At 51.5% G+C, this 17,444-nt stretch carries 16 protein-coding genes and 1 pseudogene; 7 read left to right on the forward strand and 10 right to left on the reverse strand.

Going from position 1 to position 17,444, the window contains the following annotated elements:
- Positions 1-13: 13 nt before the first annotated feature.
- The 3 genes from N7E60_RS12655 to azu form a co-directional block, all read right to left on the reverse strand.
- The gene (locus tag N7E60_RS12655; RefSeq protein ID WP_269597665.1) at positions 14-529 is read right to left on the reverse strand and encodes a BRCT domain-containing protein; all 516 of its coding nucleotides are present in this window, start codon (positions 527-529) and stop codon (positions 14-16) included.
- A gap of 120 nt (positions 530-649) precedes the next feature.
- Positions 650-1,606, reverse strand: coding sequence for a glycosyl transferase family 90 (locus tag N7E60_RS12660; RefSeq protein WP_269597666.1), 957 nt, complete (start codon positions 1,604-1,606; stop codon positions 650-652).
- 116 nt (positions 1,607-1,722) lie between these two features.
- Positions 1,723-2,169, reverse strand: a complete 447-nt coding sequence (azu, locus tag N7E60_RS12665) for an azurin (protein ID WP_069589685.1) — start codon at positions 2,167-2,169, stop codon at positions 1,723-1,725.
- A gap of 284 nt (positions 2,170-2,453) precedes the next feature.
- Here azu and zur point away from each other — a divergent pair, with 284 nt between their 5' ends.
- Together zur and N7E60_RS12675 are read left to right on the forward strand one after the other, a co-directional pair.
- A complete protein-coding gene (gene zur / locus N7E60_RS12670) occupies positions 2,454-2,897 on the forward strand; it encodes a zinc uptake transcriptional repressor Zur (protein ID WP_069589686.1) in 444 nt (147 codons plus the stop codon).
- A gap of 29 nt (positions 2,898-2,926) precedes the next feature.
- Positions 2,927-3,391, forward strand: coding sequence for a chemotaxis protein CheX (locus tag N7E60_RS12675; protein WP_069589687.1), 465 nt, complete (start codon positions 2,927-2,929; stop codon positions 3,389-3,391).
- 68 nt (positions 3,392-3,459) lie between these two features.
- Here the strand turns inward: N7E60_RS12675 and pgi are convergent, their stop codons facing one another.
- Positions 3,460-5,115: a glucose-6-phosphate isomerase gene (pgi, locus tag N7E60_RS12680; protein WP_077457944.1), complete on the reverse strand. Its 1,656-nt coding sequence runs from the start codon at positions 5,113-5,115 to the stop codon at positions 3,460-3,462.
- Between the two features lie 230 nt (positions 5,116-5,345).
- On the opposite strand from pgi, the gene N7E60_RS12685 reads away from it, so the two are divergent.
- Positions 5,346-5,777 (forward strand): secondary thiamine-phosphate synthase enzyme YjbQ, encoded by a 432-nt coding sequence (locus N7E60_RS12685; RefSeq protein WP_269597667.1) that lies wholly within the window; start codon positions 5,346-5,348, stop codon positions 5,775-5,777.
- A gap of 9 nt (positions 5,778-5,786) precedes the next feature.
- On the opposite strand, the gene alr is transcribed toward N7E60_RS12685, so the two are convergent.
- Both alr and N7E60_RS12695 read right to left on the reverse strand, forming a co-directional pair.
- Positions 5,787-6,917 carry an alanine racemase gene (gene alr / locus N7E60_RS12690; RefSeq protein ID WP_269597668.1) on the reverse strand — a complete coding sequence of 377 codons (1,131 nt, stop codon included), beginning with the start codon at positions 6,915-6,917 and terminating at the stop codon, positions 5,787-5,789.
- On the reverse strand, positions 6,907-8,298 hold the full coding sequence (locus N7E60_RS12695) for a replicative DNA helicase (RefSeq protein WP_077480277.1): 1,392 nt from the start codon (positions 8,296-8,298) through the stop codon (positions 6,907-6,909). Before N7E60_RS12695 ends, alr begins: the two co-directional genes overlap by 11 nt.
- A gap of 178 nt (positions 8,299-8,476) precedes the next feature.
- Between N7E60_RS12695 and N7E60_RS12700 the strand changes: the two genes are divergently transcribed.
- A complete protein-coding gene (locus N7E60_RS12700) occupies positions 8,477-9,238 on the forward strand; it encodes a DUF481 domain-containing protein (protein WP_069589692.1) in 762 nt (253 codons plus the stop codon).
- 72 nt (positions 9,239-9,310) lie between these two features.
- On the opposite strand, the gene rplI is transcribed toward N7E60_RS12700, so the two are convergent.
- The 4 genes from rplI to rpsF are packed head-to-tail and all read right to left on the reverse strand — an operon-like array spanning position 9,311 to position 10,764.
- Complete coding sequence (gene rplI, locus N7E60_RS12705) at positions 9,311-9,760, reverse strand: 50S ribosomal protein L9 (RefSeq protein ID WP_069589694.1); 450 nt, start codon at positions 9,758-9,760, stop codon at positions 9,311-9,313.
- A 32-nt stretch (positions 9,761-9,792) separates the two neighbouring features.
- Positions 9,793-10,020, reverse strand: a complete 228-nt coding sequence (gene rpsR / locus N7E60_RS12710) for a 30S ribosomal protein S18 (RefSeq protein WP_069589695.1) — start codon at positions 10,018-10,020, stop codon at positions 9,793-9,795.
- Between the two features lie 16 nt (positions 10,021-10,036).
- On the reverse strand, positions 10,037-10,339 hold the full coding sequence (gene priB / locus N7E60_RS12715; RefSeq protein WP_069589696.1) for a primosomal replication protein N: 303 nt from the start codon (positions 10,337-10,339) through the stop codon (positions 10,037-10,039).
- A gap of 8 nt (positions 10,340-10,347) precedes the next feature.
- A complete protein-coding gene (rpsF, locus tag N7E60_RS12720) occupies positions 10,348-10,764 on the reverse strand; it encodes a 30S ribosomal protein S6 (RefSeq protein ID WP_069589698.1) in 417 nt (138 codons plus the stop codon).
- Between the two features lie 597 nt (positions 10,765-11,361).
- Here rpsF and N7E60_RS12725 point away from each other — a divergent pair.
- The 3 genes and pseudogenes from N7E60_RS12725 to N7E60_RS12735 all read left to right on the forward strand — a co-directional run.
- On the forward strand, positions 11,362-14,187 hold the full coding sequence (locus N7E60_RS12725) for a glycosyl hydrolase family 18 protein (protein ID WP_269597670.1): 2,826 nt from the start codon (positions 11,362-11,364) through the stop codon (positions 14,185-14,187).
- Positions 14,188-14,239: 52 nt separating this feature from the next.
- Entirely contained in the window at positions 14,240-15,412 is a 1,173-nt protein-coding gene (locus N7E60_RS12730; RefSeq protein WP_269597671.1) for a lytic polysaccharide monooxygenase, read from the forward strand.
- Between the two features lie 18 nt (positions 15,413-15,430).
- Positions 15,431-17,410: pseudogene (locus tag N7E60_RS12735) on the forward strand (glycosyl hydrolase family 18 protein); the annotation flags it as partial.
- Between the last annotated feature and the right edge of the window lie 34 nt (positions 17,411-17,444).

Raw genomic sequence — 17,444 nt, forward strand, 5'->3', positions numbered from 1 at the left:
AAAAGAAGGAAAATCAACTTATTGCACAGTCAAGTACTTCACCAGTCTCAATGAAGTGAAGAAACTCCGGTTCATTGATAATCATCACACCCTGAGCGCGTGCCTTTTCTAGCTTTTTTGGACCAGCGTTGTAGCCATAATACAAGACATTTAGATGTTTAGTGACCTCACCGCGAACTTTCATATTGGCTGATTTAGCCAATTCAGTCAGGCGCGCTTTATCGTCTTTTTTGAAGCCCGTAAAGTGGACGTCAAAAGTGTCAACAGGCTTAGGCGAAGGGCGATGGAAGTGGATATTTTCGGGTGAGTTGATGAACTCTTGTAAAGAGCGCTCAGCTTTCGCCAGCTCGGCAAGGCTTTCATAGTTTTCGACAATACAATCCTTGCGATAGGTTCTGAAGTAAATATCCCCATCAACCTCGGCCATGCCTTGGTAATGCTCTTTAGACTCAGACCAGTCAAAAAGACGTACCGCACTGAGGTTCATACGCTGCGAGCAGTAGATAAAGTAAAGTTCGTTAGCTTCCATTGCTTTTATCTCCCTAAACCAACTGAAAAAGCGCCTCTTTGGGCGCTGAGCCGCACTCAACTGTACTATATGTCAGTAACCTATGCCTCTATCACTTTCTCATTTTGCATACACGCTAAGTCAAAAAGCATAGTCAGTTCTTTCTCTGACTTGCTGCGAAAGCCGAAAGTATTTCTCTGCCACTAAGTAGCTGATCACCGCCTCTTTTTGTCGGTCGCGGAATTGATTTACCCACTGATGGGCATTGTGAATGATCGCTTGCGCTTCATGCGGGTAGGTGAGGTAATGATCGATAACTGCCTCTAGGTTGGAAAAATCTGCGTTCACCGCAGCATAGTGAACCCCGGGGATTAATTGGCCCTCCATAAACCAAGTTTCATACTCCAGCGGCGGTGAGAGGCACAGCGAGTTGGACGACAGTATCCACTTTAAATTGGTCGCAACGTCTTTCCCTTCCACACTGAGAATAAACTTATGCTGTAACTGCGCATGCGGTGTTAGCGGGGCTTTTCGATAAGCTTGGTCAGTGTCATTCACGGGGCTGGTATCCCCGACATCAATGATAGGGTGCGTGTAAAAGCGGCGAAGAAGTTGGCGACGCTTGTGATTAAAACAGCGTCCACGCCATACCGCGCTATCGCGTTTTTGCCCAAACGGAACAGGATCATCGATAAATTGAAAATGACGCACCGCATTGAGCTTGAGTAGTACGGCGTTTTGATTGTCGCCATGAATGGGACGACTCTTTACAAAGGCTGGCGTAAGTGGCGGTTGCGTGACATCGCCACCTAAGTAATGCAAAAACAAGCCGTTGGGGAACCAGCGCATCACTCGCAATATATCTAAAAAATACACCGAGCCGTGATCTTGTCTCACTCGGCCCGTCTGATGATCGCAATATTGCTCCGACAAACAAAACGGGGCATTCAAACGGTTGTAATAGCTGACACGTTGGTCAATATCAGATTTGTGCTGCTGATAAATGGGCAATAGTTGCCGGCACATCCATGAGCGATACCAATCATTAGGGATCGCATTGAGTGCCAAGTTATAACTATAGTAGCGGAGTTTTTTCACCCTCTTGCTCCGTCAATCCGTTTGCGAAAATCGATTTACCGCAAAGCCTAGTCGAGCAAGATGACGAGCAAATGAAATGGCGAGAGAGCCTGTTGCTCGCTCTCTCGCGACAAGACTTATTCGATGGTGAATTTGCCTTTCATCACAGTCCAGTGGCCTGGGAAAGAGCAGAAATAGGTTAAGTCTTTGCCTTTCAGTCCTTCAGTTGAGAAGGTAATCGTGGTGCTTTCGCCGCCGCCAATCAATTTGGTATGCGCCAAGATGCGATCATCGCCTTGTGGCAAGTAATCGTTATTTGGGCCAGCACCCGCGCCTTTCATGGCAATGTCTTGCAGGTTAGATGTTTCTGACAGCACCCAGTTGTGGCCCATCGAGGTCACAGGCATGGATCCTTGGTGCTCCAGGGTTAGCGTCACTTCACTGCAGCTTGCTGGCACGGATAGTGATGTTTGATCGTAGGCCATTTTATCACCGGTGGTGACAGTTAACTCACACTCGTTGGCAGCCGCTTGCGTAGAAACAGACGCGAACGCCAGTGCGGCGAGGGCTAACAGTTTTTTCATCGGTACATACTCCTATTATGGATGTAAAGGTATGTTTTTTTATGCCTGTGGCACGCTGTCATCATACGGACTCGCTACAAGAAAACAGTTAGCCGATTCAAAGATCAGCAGATTGTTAACTGTTTTTATTTTGCTCAATACTGTGAGAGGCCTGATCGCGATCAAGCGATACACGTAAAGGTGTTTACAGGTGTGTGATAACGCATAGGATTAAAGACAGACAGGGTGCGCTGACCAGTGGCTATGATAAGATAACAAACTGACTGTCAGCACTTTGAGGCGCTATGACCAATACCACTGGGTTACTGCACCGCGCACAGCAGCTTTGTGAGCAGCGAGGAGTAAGGCTTACTCCACAACGTACGCGCGTTTACGAAATTATTGCCAACTACTCACGCGCCATCAGTGCCTATGAGTTGCTTGATGTGTTGCGCGAAACAGAACCACAAGCCAAACCCCCAACTGTCTATCGTGCGCTAGACTTTCTATTAGCGCAGGGGTTTGTACACAAAGTGGAGTCAACCAACAGCTACATCGCTTGTTGCCATTTGGGGCACCAAGGACACTGCTCGCAACTGTTGATTTGCGATCAATGCGGTACGGTCGAAGAGTGCCACACCGAGGAGCTGTCGGATGCATTGCGTGAAAAGGCGCAGCAAGTGGGCTTTCACGTACAACACCATGTGATTGAAACGCATGGCACATGTGCACAGTGCTTGGCTCAATAACATTGAATTGATTAGGACGGACATTCTTTATGGAAGCACAATTCGTCAACCCATTCCTGACCTCGCTGATTAACGTGCTGCAAACCATGGCACAGTTAGATATTCAGCCTGAGAAGCCTCACCTAAAGAAATCCGAGATCGCTAAAGGGGATGTTTCTGGGTTAATCGGTATGGTTGGCCCACAAACCAAAGGGTCGTTCTCAGTGACCTTTGACGAAGATATGGCGCTGGAGATCATGTTTCGCATGCTCGGTGAGCGCGCAGACTCGATCAACGAGGAAGTCACTGACATGGTGGGTGAAATCACCAATATGGTGACCGGGGGTGCCAAGCGTATTCTGTCAGAAAAAGGCTTTGAGTTTGAGATGGCAACCCCAGTGGTGGTGTCTGGTAAAGGTCATACCATCAATCACAAAAGCGATGGGCCTGTGATTATTATGCCGTTTAAATCGCCTCACGGTACTGCCTTCATTGAAATCTGCTTTGATCACTAAGACAGCACGGCTCGATACACAAACGCCGCGCAATTGCGCGGCGTTTTTTCGTTTCACCGTTTAAGCGATTACGCTTGGCGCCATTGCTTAAAGGTGTTGATCAAGCCATTAGTCGAGCTGTCATGGCTGTCGATTTCGTTATTATCGTTCAGCTCTGGCAGGATGTTGTTTGCAAGCTGTTTACCTAGCTCAACGCCCCACTGATCAAAGCTGTAGATATTCCAAATCACACCCTGAGTGAAGATTTTGTGCTCGTACATCGCAATCAACGCGCCCAAAGTATATGGCGTGATTTGATTGACCAGAATCGAGTTGGTCGGACGGTTGCCCTCAAACACTTTAAACGGTGCGATCGCAGCAACTTCATCGGCTGATTTACCCGCTTTTGCTAGCTCGGCTTCCACTTGCTCTCGATCTTTACCAAATGCCAGTGCTTCGGTCTGGGCGAAGAAGTTAGCCATCAATTTGGCGTGATGATCGCCAATCGCGTTGTGACTATGCACTGGGGCAATAAAGTCACACGGGATTAATTTGGTGCCTTGGTGGATCAGCTGATAGAACGCATGCTGACCATTGGTACCCGGCTCACCCCAAATGATTGGGCCGGTTTGATAGTCAACCGGATTACCGTTGCGGTCGACATACTTACCGTTTGATTCCATATTGCCTTGTTGGAAATAGGCAGCAAAACGGTGCATGTATTGATCGTAAGGTAAAATGGCTTCTGATTCTGCGCCGTGGAAGTTGTTGTACCAAATACCAATCAGTGCCAACAGCACCGGCATGTTCTGCGCCATCGGTGCGGTTTTGAAGTGGTTATCCATTTGATGCGCACCGTCAAGCAGTGCAACAAAGTTGTCGTAACCTACGCCCAAACAGATAGAAAGACCAATCGCCGACCACAATGAGTAACGACCACCCACCCAGTCCCAGAATTCGAACATGTTGGCCGTATCAATACCAAACTCAGACACCGCTTTTGCGTTAGTAGAAAGCGCGGCAAAGTGCTTCGCCACTTGGCTTTCATCCCCTGCTGCGTTCATAAACCAATCACGCGCTGTATGGGCGTTGGTCATGGTTTCTTGGGTGGTAAAGGTTTTTGACGCCACCAAGAACAAGGTGGTTTCTGGATTTAGATCTTTTAACGTTTCGGCGATATGCGTGCCATCCACGTTAGAGACAAAGTGCAGGTTCAAATGGTTTTTGTACGCGGCGAGCGCTTCGGTCACCATGTAAGGACCAAGATCTGAGCCACCGATACCAATGTTAACCACATCTGTAATCGCTTTGCCGGTATAGCCTTTCCACTCACCGCTGATCACACGCTCGGAAAACGACTGCATTTGCGCCAGTACCGCGTTCACTTTTGGCATCACATCTTCGCCATCCACCATGATGGGTGAATTGCTGCGGTTACGTAGTGCTGTATGGAGCACGGCACGATCTTCGGTGCGGTTGATCTTCTCACCGTCAAACATCGCGCTGATCGCGTCCGCCACACCGGTTTCATCCGCCAGTGCCAGCAACTTGGTCAGTGTTTCTTCACTGATCAGGTTTTTGGAATAATCCAACAGAATGCTGTCTTCAAATTGGGTCGAGAAATGGGCGAATCGCTGTGGGTTGTCGGCAAAAAGATCCGCCAGTGTGTAGTCCTGTGCTTCTTCAAAGTGGGCGGTCAGTGATTGCCACGCCACGGTTTGAGTGGGATTAGTTGTCTTTAGCATCATGGTCATCCAAATCGCGTTGTGAATGCCGCTGTTAGCGTAACAGCCGGCAAGGATCCTGTATTGTCTCAGCGTCACCACGCTGTTCGCGGTGGCAATTGGAATAATATTACATAATCACAGCCAGATTCTCACATGCAATTGCTGTGAGAGGGTTGCGATTAATCATAGAATAGTTGGATAAGCCTTGAGCTTTTCGCTCACGACGAGGATCACAACAAGGACTGCTTATGTGGTATCAAACCGAAATTCAATTGCGCCCACGCCCGCGAGGCTTTCACCTTATTACCGACGACATCGTATCAGCACTGCCTATCCTCGATGAGATTGATATCGGGATAGTACAGGTTTTTATCAAGCATACGTCGGCGAGTTTGACCTTGAATGAAAATGCGGACCCCACGGTGCGCCAAGATATGGAGTCCCATTTTAATCACTCAGTGCCCGAGCGTGCGCCCTATTACCGTCATACCTATGAGGGCGATGATGATATGCCGGCACATATTAAGGCGTCTTTGCTGGGGGCCACTGTCACTGTCCCTATCACTCAAGGACACCTCAATCTCGGTACATGGCAAGGGATTTATCTGGGCGAGCATCGCGATCATGGCGGTACACGAACCTTGGTGGTCACTGTGCAAGGTGCGCCACGTACCGCTTAACATGAAAAACTACACCGCGGCGTCATCGGCCGCGTTCAAGGGAAGATATTGACGAGGCACGCGACCAGTGACTTGGCACACTAATTCATAGCCAATAGTATCGACCAAGCGGGCAATGCGCTCGACGGGAAGCTCAGGCCCCCACAGTACCGCTTCGTCACCCACTTTATCGGTCGCATCTGGGCCCAGATCAACGGTGATCATATCCATCGATACGCGCCCAGCCAGAGGCACTTCGCGGCCATTTAGCCAAACAGGGGTGCCGTCAGGTGCAGAGCGTGGATAGCCATCGCCATAACCGATGGCAATCACGCCAATCAAGGTATCGCGCGAACTGCGCCAACGCGCGCCATAGCCTACCGGCTCGCCCGCTTTCAGTTCGCGAACCGCCATCACCCGGGACGTCAATCGCATTGCCGGTTTTAGGCCCAGCTGTTCGCCAGTCAGTTCAATTCGTGACGAAATGCCATATAAACAAATGCCGGGACGCACCCAGTCAAAATGACTTTGCGGCCAAAACAAGGTCCCCGACGAGGCTGCCAGCGACCGCTCTCCGCTTAGCCCTTCCGTTACCTGTATGAAGGTATCTATCTGTGCTTGCGTAATCGGATTATCCAGCTCGTCCGCGCAGCCAAAGTGGCTGAGAAAGCCAATGTCAGCGGCCACATTGTCGCAAGCATTGAGGGCGGCGAGTGCTTCCGGTACTTGCTCAGGCTGAAAACCTAAGCGGTGCATGCCTGAGTCGACTTTTAACCACACGGGTAACGGCTCACTTAGCGAGGCACGAGTCAGCATCGCTACTTGCTCTTTACAATGCACGGTTGCCGTCAATTGGTGAGTGACTAATAACGGCAGTTCATCCGCTTCATAAAATCCTTCCAGCAAGACGATGGGCAATTGGATCCCGGCACGACGTAACGTCAATGCTTCTTCCACCCGCGCCACACCGAAGGCATCGCTAAACGGGGCCAAGGTGGTGGCAACAGACGCGAGCCCATGCCCATAACCATCGGACTTCACCACCGTCATCACTTTACTGTGAGGCGCTTTACGGCGCATCACTTGGATGTTGTGCACCATCGCCTCGGGATCAATCAAGGCACGAGCTGCATTGGTCATGGTAGACAGATCACTCATCATCAAACGCGGGTCCTGCATAGTTATCAAATCGCGAATACTGCCCTTGGAAGGTGAGGCGCACACTACCAATCGGACCGTTACGCTGTTTACCAATCAGGATTTCCGCAATCCCTTTCATCGCACTTTCTGGGTTGTAGACTTCGTCTCGGTAAATAAACATGATCAAGTCGGCATCCTGCTCAATGGCGCCCGATTCACGTAAGTCCGAGTTAACTGGGCGTTTATCCGCCCGTTGCTCCAACGAGCGGTTCAGCTGCGATAGCGCCACTACAGGCACGTTCAGCTCTTTCGCGAGCGCTTTGAGCGAGCGAGAAATTTCGGCGATTTCAAGGGTTCGGTTTTCTTGTAAACCCGGTACACGCATCAATTGCAGGTAGTCGACCATGATCATGCTCAGACCGCCATGTTCACGTGCAACGCGACGGGCTCGCGAGCGCACATCGGTCGGTGTCAGACCGGAGCTGTCATCGATGTACATGTTCTTTTTCTGCATCAAGATCCCCATCGATGAGGAGATGCGCGCCCAGTCTTCATCATCAAGCTGACCGGTCCGGATCTTGGTTTGGTCGACGCGCGAGAGCGAGGCCAGCATACGCATCATCAGCTGTTCAGCCGGCATCTCGAGCGAGAAAATCAACACGGGTTTTTCTTGGTCCATCGCCGCGTTTTCACACAAGTTCATCGCAAAGGTGGTTTTACCCATCGATGGACGTGCCGCAACAATGATTAAATCAGACGGCTGTAAGCCGGCAGTTTTTTTGTTCAGGTCAGTAAAGCCTGTCGATACGCCCGTGACACCATCTTGTGGTGACTTAAAGAGCTCTTCAATCCGCTCCAGTGTCCTACTCAACACCGAGTCAATATGCTGCGGCCCTTCGTTTTCACTGGTTCGAGATTCGGCAATCGCAAACACCTTGCTCTCGGCCATATCGAGCAGATCTTCCGAGCTACGCCCTTGCGTGTCATAGCCCGCATCGGCGATTTCATTGGCCACCCCAATCAGATTACGTACCATGGCACGCTCTCGCACAATATCGGCGTAAGCAATAATGTTGGCCGCACTTGGGGTGTTTTTCGCAAGCTCCGCCAAGTAAGCAAAACCGCCCACATCGTCGAGCGTACCCGCTTTTTCAAGGTGCTCAGAGAGGGTGATCAAATCTAGTGGCTTGCCTTCATCGAGCAAGGTCTTGGTCGCATCGAAAATTAATCGATGGGGGCGACTATAAAAGTCATGGCTGACGACTTTTTCCGCAACCGCATCCCAGCGCTCGTTATCCAACATCAAGCCACCCAGCACGGACTGCTCGGCTTCAATGGAATGTGGCGGCACTTTGAGGTTAGCGACTTGTTGATCTTTTGCGGGTTTACGATTGTCTGCCATAACGAACTCACCTATTACTGATGGGCGCCATTATACCCGCTGTCCTAGCGAGACGCTGCCCTGTCAGCCATTTTTTTCCAAACGCTGAATAATCACCGCGGATTTTAACCCAAATTTGACCGCTTCAATGCTGACGATCCCTATCATAGCGCGCCTGAGACAGTGTGAGGGTAAAGCCATGAAATCTGTTTATACGCCGCTTTGGATCTCACTATGTGTCGCGTGTATCAGTCCTGCCTATGCAACCGAGCAAGACGACACGCCAAGGTCACCTTGGTCATCCGATATTTCCATCGGTTATCAACGTCTGGGCGGCAATGCCGATTCACAAACGATCAACAGTGAGTTAAACGGCCAATACCAAGTCGAACAATACAGTTATCAAGCCAGCGTCAGTCTGCTGCAGGTTGAAAAAGATGGCGAAGAGGACAAACGCAAAACGGAGTTCGAATCCCAAGCCAATATGAAGCTTAGCGCGCAAAGCTATGCGCTGCTGAACGCCACGTACGTCGCTGACCGTTATGGCCCTTACTTTGACGACTTTATGCTCGCAACCGGTCTTGGCTACCAATGGATAGAGCGTGACGCATTAAGTGTCAGCACAGAGATAGGTCCCGGTTTTCGTTACCAACGTCCAAATTTGGACGAAATTGATGACGATGATCTGATCATGCCCTACTCGGTCAGTGAGCCTGTCGTCCGCGCTCAAGCCAAATGGCAGTGGCGTTTTTTAGATAATGCCAATATCGAGGGACGCACACAGGTGGTGTCAGGGGAAAGCAATACCAGTGTGGAAGGCGTGTTGTCGCTAGCTACCACCATTACCGAAAAGCTCTCGATTAAGCTGACGGGAAAACAAAACTACATGAGTGAAGTGCCGCCGGGGCTGAAGCACCAAGACAGTGTGTTCACGGTCGGATTACGGTATCAGTGGCTTTAGCGATTATCTGTTCACAGGCATAAAAAAAGCCAGCCTTATCGGCTGGCTCTTTCACAAACATTGTCTTGGCAATTACGCAGCAACAACGTTCACTTTTACGGTTGCGAACACGTCAGAGTGCAGTTGCACGCTGATTTCGTACTCACCAGTGTTGCGCAGCGCGCCTTCTGGTAGACGAACTTCGCTCTTCGCGATTTCAACGCCTGCTGCAGTTACAGCGTCAGCGATGTCACGAGTACCGATAGAACCGAACAGCTTGCCTTCGTCGCCCGCTTTAGATGCGATCTCAACCGCTTCTAGCGCTTCAACTTTCTCAGCACGCGCTTGAGCGGCAGCCAGTTGCTCAGCAACTTTTGCTTCTAGCTCAGCACGACGTGCTTCGAAGTGTTCGATGTTTGATTTGGTTGCCATAACAGCCTTACCTTGTGGGATAAGGAAGTTACGCGCGTAACCAGACTTAACAGTTACCTGATCACCTAGGCCACCCAGGTTACCGATTTTATCAAGTAGAATAACTTGCATTCTTCAATCCTCTCTAACGTGGACAGTTCCGATTACTGATGCTTGTCAGTGTACGGCAGCAGGGCCAGGTAACGAGCGCGCTTGATAGCACGAGCCAGTTGACGCTGGTACTTAGCACGAGTACCAGTGATACGGCTAGGTACAATCTTACCAGATTCGGTAATGTAGTTTTTTAGAGTCGCTACATCTTTGTAGTCGATCTCTTGTACGCCTTCTGCAGTGAAACGGCAGAATTTACGACGACGGAAGAAACGTGCCATGGGCTTATCTCCTGATCTAAATGTCTATAATGTGGTCGGCATGCAATACCAATTTTCCCTCGCCTTGTCGGCTGGTCTGGTAAGCGAGAAAACCGCTTACCTTGATATGGCTGCCTAAAGCTAAATCGTGAGTCTGTTGTGTTGACCCTTGCCCGCTTACCACCACCGGCAGACGACAATACACCTGACGGGGAAGGTTCGCTTCGAGTTGCGTGGAACGATGCTCTAACACAAAGTGGCAGTGCGGGATCCCTGCAGGGCTCTGGCGGTGGACCGGAGCTTTACTGATAACACCAGCAAGTTCCAATCGATTGGTCATCACAGCAATTACTCAGCAGCGCTCTCGCCTTCAGCTTTCGCTTCTGGTTTCGCTTCTGCACGCTCTTCGCGCTCAGGGCGATCTTCACGCTTAGCAGTACGCTCTTCTTTAGCCTTCATCATGACAGATGGCTCAGTGATAGCGTCTTTGGTACGCATGATCATGTTACGGATCACAGCGTCGTTGAAGCGGAACGTGCTTTCTAGCTCGTCAATCACAGATTGCTCAGCTTCTACGTTCATCAGAACATAGTGTGCTTTGTGCAGTTTGTTGATTGGGTAAGCCAGTTGACGACGGCCCCAGTCTTCTAGACGGTGGATTTGACCACCCGCATCTTTGATAGACGCAGTGTAACGCTCGATCATGCCAGCAACTTGCTCGCTCTGATCAGGGTGCACCATGAATACGATTTCGTAATGACGCATTGAGTTGCTCCTTACGGATTAATCAGCTTCCACAATTGGCCCGGTCGTCCAGCGGAAGCAAGGAACGAAAAATAAAAGACCGAGAATCAGGCGCGAGATAGTACAGAATTGCAACGCCATTAGCAAACAGATTTTGTCTTAATTTGCCCGTCTTCCACCACCGTTTGTCGCTTTCGTCAACTAGCGCTCTTTATTCTCATCACCCACAATTTCTCACCACCTACAGCATGAAATCGGCACACTACTTAATTCGCTCAAAACAACATACTGATAACATCCTTCGTGACGTTGGCCGCAAAAGCTTGACAGATCGCAAATAAATCAAGAAATCAAGCCTGCAAACTGTCAAGTTTGTTTAAGTTTCAACCAACATCACGCTATTGATGCACTTCTTTTTTACCAATAATTAATTTCTGAACCCGCGCTCAAATTATTGCACTTCCGCCTCCATTTCTTGGCATCAATTGCCCAACATAGCGGTTTTATTGCCTATTGTTGATATTTAAGTCACCTATACAGGCAAAAAAGTAAGGAAAAGGACACATCAAACGCTACCTGCATTGATGAAATTCGCTTCAAAAATTTTGGGAGCAAAATATGAAACTGATGACGCCATCACGTGCCGTCGCGCTAGGTTTGGCGGGACTCGCGTTAAGTAGCCCCAGCGTACATGCTGCGGTTGATTGCCAGCCCCTGCCCAATTGGCAAAGTGGCAATACCTACACCCAAGGGGATCAAGTTAAAGCGGACGATACCGCCTATGAGGCAAGGTGGTGGACGCAAGCCGATCCTGCCACCCAATCAGGGGAGTGGAAAGCGTGGAAAATCCTCGGCCAGTGCGCGGGCAGCGTCAACCAAGCCCCTACCGCAACCTTAACCGTCTCCCCGTCTGGACCCGTTAAGGTTGGCGACACACTCACCTTCACCCTCGCCGGAACCGACACGGATGGCACAGTAACCTCATTCGTACTCTCACAAGGCGAGACTGTCTTATATGAAGGTGCAGAAGCGACCACCATTGACTGGCAAGCCGAACAAACGGGGCGTTTTGCCTTTACCCTCACCGTGACCGACGACAAAGGCGCTACCGACATCCAGACATTGCAACAGGTGGTGGGTGATGACCAAACCGGCGGCGATGAGTATGCCTGTCGTCCGGCTGGTTTATACACCACCCCAGATGTCGAGGTGCCGTATTGCTCTGTGTATGACGAAAACGGCCTTGAAGACATGGGGGCCGATCACCCTCGCCGTGTCATCGGCTATTTCACCAGCTGGCGAAACGGTGCCAACGGCCAGCCAGCTTATTTAGTCAGCGATATTCCTTGGGACAAGATCACCCACATTAACTACGCCTTTGCCCATGTTAACGCGGACAACCAATTGTCTATCGGCGATCCCAACTCCCCCGATAACCCAGCGACCCAGATGACCTGGCCAGGTGTGGCCGGCGCAGAAATGGATCCAACCCTGCCGTACAAAGGCCACTTTAACTTGCTCAACAAGTATAAAAAGCAGCACCCCGACGTGAAAACGCTGATCTCCGTGGGTGGCTGGGCCGAAACCGGGGGCTACTTCGATGAAAACGGCGAGCGCGTTGATAGTGGTGGCTTCTACACCATGACCACCAATGCCGATGGCAGCGTCAACCAAGCTGGCATTAAAGCTTTCACCGACAGTGCCGTCGCCTTCTTGCGCCAGTATGGCTTTGATGGTCTAGACATTGATTATGAATACCCATCGTCAATGAAAGACTCAGGCCACCCTGACGATTTCGAGTACTCCAACCCACGTCGTGCGCACTTGAATAAATCCTATCAAGTATTGATGAAGTCGCTGCGTGAAGCGCTCGATAAAGCCAGTGCACAAGATGGCAAGCACTATATGCTGACCATTGCCGCACCGTCGTCGGGTTACTTATTGCGCGGGATGGAAACCTTCCAAACCACCCAATACTTAGATTACGTCAACATTATGAGCTATGACCTGCACGGGGCATGGAACGATCATGTTGGCCATCAGGCGCCGCTGTACGACACCGGCGAAGACTCGGAGCTTAAACAGTGGAATGTCTACCAAACCCCTGAGTTTGGCGGGATTGGTTATTTAAATACCGACTGGGCTGCGACCTACTTTATGGGCGGTATGTCTCCCGGCCGCATCAATATTGGTATCCCGTATTACACCCGCGGCTTTAAAGACGTGCAAGGTGGCGACAAAGGTCTTTGGGGGCGCGCGCCACTGCCAAACCAAAGTGAGTGCCCAGCCGGCACCGGTGTCGGTGAGAAAAACAAATGCGGCAACGGTGCAGTCGGGATAGATAATCTTTGGCATGATGTGGACGAGCTCGGCAACGAAGTGCCTGCAGGCTCTAACCCATTGTGGCATGTGAAAAACCTGCTCGACGGCAAACTACCGGCCTATGCGGCGGAATACGGACTTGACCCTGAGCAAGACCCTACTGATCGCCTTACTGGTAGTTATCAACGTTACTACGATGACATCGCCAAAGCGCCATGGGTTTGGAACGAGGAAAAACGCGTATTCCTGTCGATGGAAGACGAAACCTCGATGGCCGAGAAAGTGGACTACGTAGTCAACAAAGGCCTAGGCGGGGTGATGTTCTGGGAGCTGGCGGGGGATTATCGCTATGATGATCAGCGTCAAGCCTATTTTATGGGTGACACCCTGACCTCGCTGGCGTACCAAACCTTTAAGCAATCCGGCAGCGACTACTCGCTACAACGTGGCGACGCCAACTTCCAAGTGCCAAGCGAGCAAGTGGATGTCACGTTTGACGCACTGAACTTCCCAGTGGGCGATGACAATTATCCTATCCGCCCCACGTTCCGCTTTACCAACCACTCGGATCTGGACTTATCGGGCGCCACCATCAGCTTTGATGTGCCGGTTTCAACCTCGGCCATTTTTAAATCTGACTGGAACGCCCAGAAAAAGCTGCGCATGGAAGTCGTGCGTGATAGCAGCAACGCCAGTGGTAACAACATCGGCGGGTTTGATGCCACGCATCATCGCTTTGCCATCACCTTGATCAACGAATGGGGTGGCATAGAGCAAAGCTTTAAGCCGGGTGAAACCTTGGACGCTCAGGTGATGTACTACATGCCGATCACTAACCCGACCAATATCACCATCGAAAAAGATGGCCAGCGCTATGCGGTAAAGCAGGAGTATCCAAGCCTTCCGCCTGCGCTACCCGGTAGCACTGGTCAAAGTGGTGGCGACACTCAGTGTCCCGGCGTCGATGTTGCCAGCCTGAGTACCTACCCCAACTGGCCCAATGGTGGCAACCATGCCAGCGGTGGCGACCAACTTATCTACCAAGATGCAGTATGGGAAGCCAAATGGTGGACCCAAGCGGCACCCGGTGGTCAAGCTTGGCGCCAAGTCTGCAGCCTCTAATCCATTTCTGGTCTTGAATGCGGGGGCTGCGTGCCCCCGTTAAGGAGTCGTTATGTTCAAGTCTTCGCTCACACAGTTTTCCTGCCGCAGCGCCGTGGCCCTTGCGCTGGTCGCAAGCACTTCACAAGTGATGGCACATGGCTATTTAGAAAGCCCCAAAGCACGCCAAGCGATTTGCCATGAGCAAGGAGGCTATTGGTGGCCTTCAGATGGATCACGTATCCCTAACGCTGCCTGTCGCGCTGCGTTCTTAGAATCGGGGCACTACCCGTTTGTGCAACACCACGAATCAGCGCAATTGGTGGCGGATTATCGCAATATGGATGCGGTGAAAGCGGCCGTTACCGATGGAAACTTATGTGGTGCCGGTGATCCCAATAAAGCCGGGATCAGTTTGCCCTCACCGGATTGGCAACGGACCGAAGTCACCCCAGATGGCAATGGGCAAATTGACGTGCGTTTTCGCGCCACCACACCGCACAACCCAAGCTTTTGGGAAATTTATCTGACCAAGCCAGACTACAACGGCGCGATCGATGCGCTGACGTGGGACGATCTCGAAAAGATCGACACCTTTGGCGACCTGCCCATTGTGGTTGGCGATAATGGTAACCGGTATTACGAGATGACCGTGACCCTGCCCGCCGATCGTCAAGGTGATGCCATTCTCTATAGCCGTTGGCAACGTATTGATCCGGCCGGAGAAGGCTTCTACAACTGTGCCGACATCACTATCACCCCTAGTCAGACCGCCCCCGCCCAATGGCACGAGCTAGGATACTTTGTCCCACATCCACAAATGGCAGCATTGGGCGATCGCGTGCGCGCCCGCTTGCACAATCGCCAAGGCCAAGAAGTCGTGGATGTCACACTCACCCTGACGGACCAAAATGTGGCGAATTGGCCACACGCACTGGCCAGCCTTATCGAGCAACAGGCTAACGAGCCCTTACGTATCGGGGTGATGCGCCACGGTGAGATCCATTTTAATGCCGATGACGTGGTGCAAAACCAAGTCTTTAGCCATCACGATAGCTATAGCTTCAACCTGTCGGTGATCCCGGCTACCGACGAACCCACCAGCAACCTGCCCGCTTGGAGTGCATCTGACGTCTATGTGGCCAAGGATCGCGTGCGCTATGGCGACAACATCTACCAAGCAAAATGGTGGACACGCAACGAGCAACCCGGCGCTGCCCTTGTTTGGCAACGCGTGACACAATAAGGAGCAAACATGAAGCCAATGACCCTACTCTCTCTGGCGATTGCTGGGGCACTGGGTGCCAGCCACGCCGTGGCGGCCCCCTCAACCCCAAGTTTGGACTGGAAGCCACAGAACTATTCTTTTGTTGAAGTCGACGAATATGGCCGCGGATCGTACAAAGATCTGGTGCAACGCGTGGATGAAGTCCAAATTGAAATTAAATGGAATGCGTGGTCCGGTGATGGCGGTGACAGCTACAAGGTGTACTTTGACGATCAAGTCGTCAATCAAGGCACCTTACCGGCAGGAACCAAATCCGGCATTGTCACTTTTCCCTATGACAAAGGCGGCCGCTACCAGCTTAAACTCGCCTTGTGTGAAGGCGGCGTGGATGGCCAGTGTGCGACCAGTGCCGCCAAACCCATCGTGATCGCAGACACCGACGGTGTGCACCTTGACCCACTGCCGATGAATGTCGACCCCAATAACAATGACTACCCCAAACAGCCTGATACCGTGGTGGGGGCATACTTTGTCGAATGGGGAATTTATGGCCGTAACTTCGATGTCAGTCAGGTGCCCGCGGGGAATCTCACCCACATCTTATATGGCTTTATCCCCATTTGTGGCCCCAATGAGTCATTGGGCGACATCGAAAATGGCAACAGCTTGCGCGCGCTTGAGCTTGCCTGCCAAGGCTCAAAAGACTATGAAGTGGTGATCCATGACCCTTGGGCAGCGATTCAGAAAAAACTGCCCGGCACACCAGCTAAAGATCCAATTGGTGGCACTTACGCGCAAATGATGGCGCTCAAGCAGCGCTACCCGGATCTGAAAATTCTCCCATCCGTTGGCGGCTGGACCCTATCAGACCCCTTCTATGATTTCACCGACAAAGCCAACCGTGATGTCTTTGTTGCCTCGATGAAAGAGTTCCTACAAACCTGGAAATTCTATGATGGGGTCGACATTGACTGGGAGTACCCAGGCGGTGGCGGTGCCAACCCAGATTTAGGCAATCCAGATAAAGACAGCCAAACCTACGCGGCCTTAATGCGTGAGCTGCGCGCGATGTTGGATGAGCTCGAAGCCGACACGGGCCGTGAGTACCAACTCACCTCGGCCGTCGGGGCCGGTTATGACAAAATCGCCAACGTCGATTACAGCGCCAGCGCGCCGTACATGGATTACATCTTTGCCATGACCTACGACTTTTTCGGCGCATGGAATAATGTCACCGGTCACCAAACCGCCATTTACTGCGGCAGCCATATGAGCGCCGATGAATGTGATGGTACTGGTGTCGATGATAACGGCGAGCCCCGAAAAGGTCCTGCCTACACGCTCGATAATGGCGTGCAATTACTGCTCGAAAGCGGCGTGCCACCGGAGAAAATGGTGATCGGTACCGCGATGTACGGTCGTGGCTGGGAAGGCGTTTTCCCTGCCAATGCAACCGATCCTAACAACCCGATGACCGCCCCCGGTAACGGCCCAATCAAAGGCAGCACCGCTGATGGTATTTGGGAAGCGGGCGTGATTGACTACAAAGGCGTCGTCAAATCAATGCTCGGCAGCGCGGGGAACGGTATCAATGGCTTCCAACCCGGTTATGATGAGCAAGCTGAAGCGGCCTACGTTTGGAACCCAGACAACGGCAAGCTAGTCACTTATGACAACCCACGCTCGGTCAAAGCCAAAGGCCAGTATGTTCGCAACCACAACTTCGCCGGTTTGTTTGCTTGGGAAATCGATGCCGACAATGGCGATATCCTTAATGCGATGCACGAGGGCTTAGCACAGGATGGTCAACCACCTGTCAATAGTGCTCCTACCGTCACCCTTGCGCAGCAAAGCTATACGCTGGCACCCGGATCGTCGTTAACCATTGCCGCCAATGGGCGTGATCGGGATGGCGATGCCCTGACCTATCGCTGGCAAGGCGATGCGGCGTTGGCTCTGACCAATAGCGACACGGATTCGGTCACCGTGACCGCCCCCGATGTGAGCACCAGCACCGACTATTCACTGTCGGTGACGGTATCAGACGGCC

The organism is Salinivibrio proteolyticus, assembly GCF_027286365.1.
GTDB lineage: Bacteria > Pseudomonadota > Gammaproteobacteria > Enterobacterales > Vibrionaceae > Salinivibrio > Salinivibrio proteolyticus.

Excerpts from the sequence above, each read along its gene's own strand:
- N7E60_RS12655 (WP_269597665.1), bottom strand. The coding sequence starts at position 529 with ATGGAAGCTAACGAACTTTACTTTATCTACTGCTCGCAGCGTATGAAC.
- azu (WP_069589685.1), bottom strand. The coding sequence starts at position 2,169 with ATGAAAAAACTGTTAGCCCTCGCCGCACTGGCGTTCGCGTCTGTTTCT.
- zur (WP_069589686.1), top strand. The coding sequence starts at position 2,454 with ATGACCAATACCACTGGGTTACTGCACCGCGCACAGCAGCTTTGTGAG.
- N7E60_RS12675 (WP_069589687.1), top strand. The coding sequence starts at position 2,927 with ATGGAAGCACAATTCGTCAACCCATTCCTGACCTCGCTGATTAACGTG.
- pgi (WP_077457944.1), bottom strand. The coding sequence starts at position 5,115 with ATGCTAAAGACAACTAATCCCACTCAAACCGTGGCGTGGCAATCACTG.
- N7E60_RS12685 (WP_269597667.1), top strand. The coding sequence starts at position 5,346 with ATGTGGTATCAAACCGAAATTCAATTGCGCCCACGCCCGCGAGGCTTT.
- alr (WP_269597668.1), bottom strand. The coding sequence starts at position 6,917 with ATGATGAGTGATCTGTCTACCATGACCAATGCAGCTCGTGCCTTGATT.
- N7E60_RS12695 (WP_077480277.1), bottom strand. The coding sequence starts at position 8,298 with ATGGCAGACAATCGTAAACCCGCAAAAGATCAACAAGTCGCTAACCTC.
- N7E60_RS12700 (WP_069589692.1), top strand. The coding sequence starts at position 8,477 with ATGAAATCTGTTTATACGCCGCTTTGGATCTCACTATGTGTCGCGTGT.
- rplI (WP_069589694.1), bottom strand. The coding sequence starts at position 9,760 with ATGCAAGTTATTCTACTTGATAAAATCGGTAACCTGGGTGGCCTAGGT.
- rpsR (WP_069589695.1), bottom strand. The coding sequence starts at position 10,020 with ATGGCACGTTTCTTCCGTCGTCGTAAATTCTGCCGTTTCACTGCAGAA.
- priB (WP_069589696.1), bottom strand. The coding sequence starts at position 10,339 with ATGACCAATCGATTGGAACTTGCTGGTGTTATCAGTAAAGCTCCGGTC.
- rpsF (WP_069589698.1), bottom strand. The coding sequence starts at position 10,764 with ATGCGTCATTACGAAATCGTATTCATGGTGCACCCTGATCAGAGCGAG.
- N7E60_RS12725 (WP_269597670.1), top strand. The coding sequence starts at position 11,362 with ATGAAACTGATGACGCCATCACGTGCCGTCGCGCTAGGTTTGGCGGGA.
- N7E60_RS12730 (WP_269597671.1), top strand. The coding sequence starts at position 14,240 with ATGTTCAAGTCTTCGCTCACACAGTTTTCCTGCCGCAGCGCCGTGGCC.